Below are 4,376 nucleotides of genomic sequence, written 5' to 3' on the forward strand. Positions count from 1 at the left end.
AAACGCCACATTACCTTAAAGTGAAAGACTTACCCGGAGAGGAGCAATTTCAGCAACTCAGCACCAAAAGTAAACATTTCATTGATACGATCAAAATGATTGCCTATCGAGCTGAAACGGCAATGGCCAATTTGTTGCGAGAAACGCTCTCGCGTCCTGATGAAGTTCGTAGTCTGTTACGGGCAATTTATAGTAGTGAGGCAGACCTGATTCCAGATCATGAGCAAGGCAGATTAACGGTGAAATTACATCATTTGGCCAATCGAAGTTATGATGTCGCGATACAAAAATTATGCGATGAACTCAATAGCACAGAAACAAAGTTTCCGCGAACTAATTTAAGGATGATCTTTAAACTGGGATCAAAGTAAATTCCCCGAGATCAGGTGCTCTGATAATGCGCCAAAAAAAGCCCCCCCCCCCATTTAACCTTACTCTGACCCCAGTTATTTGCCATCATCTGTATCAGCTTCTTTTACCCAACGCCCTAGCATATTAGGGTTGATGCCTAAATTCTTCGATGCTTCTGCGCGAGTGTAGTTTTGGTCTATGACTAGACTCACCGCATCCAATTTAAATTCTTTTGAATATTTCTTTCTTGCGCTCATTTAATTCGATTACCATTTAATAATGGAACATTAATCGAAACAAGACGGGAAGATTTTTTAACCGTTAGCTGTGATTGTAAAGTTGGCACGGGGACGTGGAAATACCCTGTCGGTGTTGCCTATTGGGATGATACAACGAAAGCACTCCTACATAAACGGGGAGAGTGGCAGTCTAGAAGCTATACTCTTGGCCTTTCTGCTGCCCCTCCCTCTGACCCTCAGCCATTTTGTGATACTTGCTGTAGGGATCACTATGATGCAAAAATACATCCAGCTGCCACAGATGCTGAATATGTTGATGCCTGTAGAATGAAGCGGATAGATGGCTTGGTCTCCGTGATAGAGGACTGGAAACTTATTGCATTGAATATTATACCTAATAGCTATTTTGTTAATGGCGATGGCACACCAAATGAAACGTCATTAACAAGCTATTCCAATTATGTAAAAACTTTAACTCGAGCACGTTTGCCTGATCCTGACAGTACAGACACAACGATAGTTAAAGCCAAAGCGGCTTTTTCAATAATTGACACAAACTTTCCTGTGACAACTCTTGCTTTCAACTTAACAGATAATGAAACACAACTATCTGCAAGGGCAGTATTTTTGGATTTACCTCCTGATGACATTTATGAGAGTAGTACATTTGATACAAGTGATGTACATTTAGATAGAATTCCTTTTTATGAAGAAAATGTGACTATGCTAGCAGGCTGGATACCTGATGCTAATAATAGCTCATTTATAAGTGACTATGTTATCCAGCACGACGCCCCTGCTGATGCCACTCCATCAACAAACTGGGTCACAAATGAAACACTTATAGACCCCCCTGTGTACTCCAGAGGATTGTTTTTTGCAAATGTATTAGCAGACCCTGGTACTACTGTTAAAGCTAGATTGAAGAATGGCAATCCTGGGCAGGTAAATATTGTAAATTTTATTGCACCACCTAATACGGAACCCGACTATTTACATTTAGGCTCAGAAAATATAGATGCCAATAGCTTAACTAATAATATTTTGTTACCTTCTGATTTTACTCCACCGTCTAATTATCCAATAGATTCATCAGTATCTAGTAGTGGTGGCGATGCCGAGCTTGTTATAAATGTGGAATGAAATGGTTTAATCAACAAACTATGGACTAAAGTCCATAGTTTGACTTACTGAAATAACTGAGGTCAAGAAAAACCAACGAAAAATCAAGGGGTCAGGTCTTTCAATGCCACAATATTGATTGTCTAATGATATTTTATGTGTCATAGAAAGCCCCCATTTTCGCTTGTTAATAACTTTGCCTTGACGGGAATCTTCCAGTCCACTTTCAACCATGCGCTGAAAAGCCAGTTCCTGCATAATTTCATCATAGGAAGCGTCATCAGGCAGGGATTTAATCACTTCCTCCATTTTTCTTTTACTGTTGCCATGGTGGTACTCCGATTATTTTGGAATCAAGGGGTCACAGCCAGCTTGATTTGGGGGATTCCCAGGGCTTGTCTTTGGAACCCTGAGGCCCTAGCCTTTCGCACCGAGTGAAGCGCGACATCAAGCGTCATCAATAAAGTAACTGCTGGTTTTTTATTCTTTCCAATAACTACTGTTATGCCAAGTTGACTACTGCATTTGCAGGGCGTAGTATCGTAACATAGCAAATCTAGATAAAATTAAAAAAATGTTTATATGGAGTTTGAATGGGATAAGAAAAAGGCAAAAATAAATGAAAAAAAACATAGAGTCTCTTTTCATGAAGCAGGAACAGTTTTTGGAGACCCCCTTGCATTAACTTTTAATGATCCTGATAATTCTATAAATGAATTTAGGTTAATAACCTTTGGATTATCACGGCTGGGAAAGAAACTTATTGTCTCTCATACAATGCGTGGCGAAAAAACTAGAATTATAAGTGCACGCCTAATGACAAAATATGAGGTTAAAATTTATGAAGAAAACTAAAATAGAACATGAAATGAGACCAGAATATAAGAAAGAAGCCCTAGGTAAGGGTATTCGAGGAAAATATTATGAGGAGTACAATAAATCACATAACCTTGTACTTCTTAACTCAGAGGTTGTGAAGGCATTTCCAAGCGAAGAGGCAGTAAATAAAGCACTAATGTCACTTATTGATATAGCAAAAACATCAACTGCCCATTAGAATTATTATGGTCAGACTCGATTTAATTGAGATTCATTGGTTGTTATCGCCTAAAAAACTATCCCCCCAACTGAACCAATGGGCCTTTGAATAACAGGGGTCAGAGTAAGGTTAAATAGGCGAGCAAAATCTAGGGGTCTTTTTTTGAATACATGAACCCTGTAGTACCCAGAATCCTCTTTGTAAAATAGGGATTGAGGAGAACTTTTCTAATAAAACCTCCCCTAGCCCCTCCTTGCCAGGAGGGGGACTAAACGGTTACCTGTATATTGTATTTTTCATTTTGAACGAAAACAAATAAGATCTACTCGATTAAAAGCCCACAGAGTCTTTTATTTTCTAACATAATAACCATGCAACTCAAAGGGGTGCTTGAAAAATTATATTGAGATCATACTAGCACATGCACTATACTTAGTTTTTGACTCATTCTTTTTCATTATGCAAATTACAAGCACCCAATTACAAACTAACCAAAAAGTCCTCATTGATGCACTTAAGCGTGGTGAGCTAGTTGAAATTACTGATCATGGTCAAACGCTAGGTATCGCCCAACCCGCAAAAAAAGTTAAAAATTCAGCTAAACAATTAGCTGCTATGGATGACTTTTTTGGTATGCATAAAAACATGGCTATTGATTCAGTTGAAGAAGAATTACGTTCTGCTCGTCAAGGAAGACAACTACTGCCCAATGATCTTTGATACCAATATTTTTATTTATGCGGACAGAGGGGTATTGAGCGCGAAACAGTTAATATTAGATACTCAGGATCGCGCAATATCAGCAGTAACCTATATGGAATACGTCCCCTTCTGTCGTAACAAACAAGAGCTTGCAGTTTTTGAAAAAATGCTCAATGCACTACATTTTACGATTTATGATATTGATTCATCTATTTCTTATCAAGCGAGACAAATAGTTAAGCAATATGCACTAAGCCATAGCGTCGAAATGGGAGATGCTCTTATTGCTGCAACTGCAATCATGCATAATGAATTATTATGTACCAGTAATATTAAACACTTCATTCCGATAACAGAACTCAACTTAGAACATTATTCCCCTGAATAACTGGGGGTCAGAGTAAGGTTAAATGTGATAAATAAAGGCCAATGCGGGGAGTCCCTACTTTTGCGAAATCTCATTTTGGGCATCCAAGCCCAATTTCGAGGCAAAATCTTAACAAAGGCAAAGGGGTCGGCGTCGTTAATTTATGGTTGCGTCTCTGCTAATACCCAATTAGATTTTTATTTTATTAACTACTCAACTAACTTGAACAGTGACATGCTTTCCCATTCTTTCTAATATATCTACTAACTGAAGTTTCCCAATTATTGAGTAGCTGAAATACACAATGCTGGTGTATCGAGGTTTATTTTAGGTGGTTTTGCCATGTTTATAGCAAACCCCTACTTAATTCCCCTTAGGCAATAGCATTTGAAACGAATGAAAAGACTATTTTTTTCATATAGTTGTAGCATAGTTTCAATTTTACCATAAATAATTATTGGGAAACTTCAGTATTAACATAATCCCCCTCTTTAGTTAAGGAGGGGCTAATGCTACTTACTTAAGAATTTATTGATTAAATTTCAATAAGATAAGG

General features: G+C 38.0%; 7 protein-coding genes and 1 pseudogene. 6 read left to right on the forward strand and 2 right to left on the reverse strand.

Translation table 11 applies throughout. The features are described 5' to 3' along the window. The coding region (locus CDZ78_RS22400; protein WP_211200782.1) for a putative transposase at positions 1–371 on the forward strand (371 nt) is incomplete at its 5' end. Positions 372–455: 84 nt separating this feature from the next. Here the strand turns inward: CDZ78_RS22400 and CDZ78_RS18930 are convergent. Next, positions 456–608 (reverse strand): annotated as a pseudogene (locus tag CDZ78_RS18930) (transposase); the annotation flags it as partial. A 309-nt stretch (positions 609–917) separates the two neighbouring features. On the opposite strand from CDZ78_RS18930, the gene CDZ78_RS18940 reads away from it, so the two are divergent. Next, positions 918–1,733: a hypothetical protein gene (locus CDZ78_RS18940; protein ID WP_087871365.1), complete on the forward strand. Its 816-nt coding sequence runs from the start codon at positions 918–920 to the stop codon at positions 1,731–1,733. 18 nt (positions 1,734–1,751) lie between these two features. On the opposite strand, the gene CDZ78_RS18945 is transcribed toward CDZ78_RS18940, so the two are convergent. Then, complete coding sequence (locus tag CDZ78_RS18945; protein WP_087871366.1) at positions 1,752–2,021, reverse strand: hypothetical protein; 270 nt, start codon at positions 2,019–2,021, stop codon at positions 1,752–1,754. 273 nt (positions 2,022–2,294) lie between these two features. Between CDZ78_RS18945 and CDZ78_RS18950 the strand changes: the two genes are divergently transcribed. From CDZ78_RS18950 to CDZ78_RS18965, 4 genes are all read left to right on the forward strand, one after another. After that, positions 2,295–2,567, forward strand: coding sequence for a BrnT family toxin (locus CDZ78_RS18950; protein ID WP_087871367.1), 273 nt, complete (start codon positions 2,295–2,297; stop codon positions 2,565–2,567). Continuing rightward, entirely contained in the window at positions 2,554–2,769 is a 216-nt protein-coding gene (locus CDZ78_RS18955; RefSeq protein ID WP_087871368.1) for a hypothetical protein, read from the forward strand. The genes CDZ78_RS18950 and CDZ78_RS18955 overlap by 14 nt, the downstream gene beginning before the upstream one ends. Positions 2,770–3,141: 372 nt before the next feature. After that, positions 3,142–3,471: a hypothetical protein gene (locus tag CDZ78_RS18960; protein WP_230990892.1), complete on the forward strand. Its 330-nt coding sequence runs from the start codon at positions 3,142–3,144 to the stop codon at positions 3,469–3,471. Between the two features lie 34 nt (positions 3,472–3,505). Beyond that, positions 3,506–3,841, forward strand: a complete 336-nt coding sequence (locus CDZ78_RS18965) for a PIN domain-containing protein (RefSeq protein ID WP_230990891.1) — start codon at positions 3,506–3,508, stop codon at positions 3,839–3,841. Positions 3,842–4,376 lie beyond the last annotated feature (535 nt).

Origin of the sequence: Bathymodiolus platifrons methanotrophic gill symbiont (genome assembly GCF_002189065.1) — a bacterium.
Lineage (GTDB): Bacteria > Pseudomonadota > Gammaproteobacteria > Methylococcales > Methylomonadaceae > Methyloprofundus.

Bases quoted from the DNA above. Each gene is read 5' to 3' on its own strand.
- CDZ78_RS18955 (WP_087871368.1), top strand. From the start codon at position 2,554: ATGAAGAAAACTAAAATAGAACATGAAATGAGACCAGAATATAAGAAA.
- CDZ78_RS18940 (WP_087871365.1), top strand. From the start codon at position 918: ATGAAGCGGATAGATGGCTTGGTCTCCGTGATAGAGGACTGGAAACTT.
- CDZ78_RS18945 (WP_087871366.1), bottom strand. From the start codon at position 2,021: ATGGAGGAAGTGATTAAATCCCTGCCTGATGACGCTTCCTATGATGAA.
- CDZ78_RS18950 (WP_087871367.1), top strand. From the start codon at position 2,295: ATGGAGTTTGAATGGGATAAGAAAAAGGCAAAAATAAATGAAAAAAAA.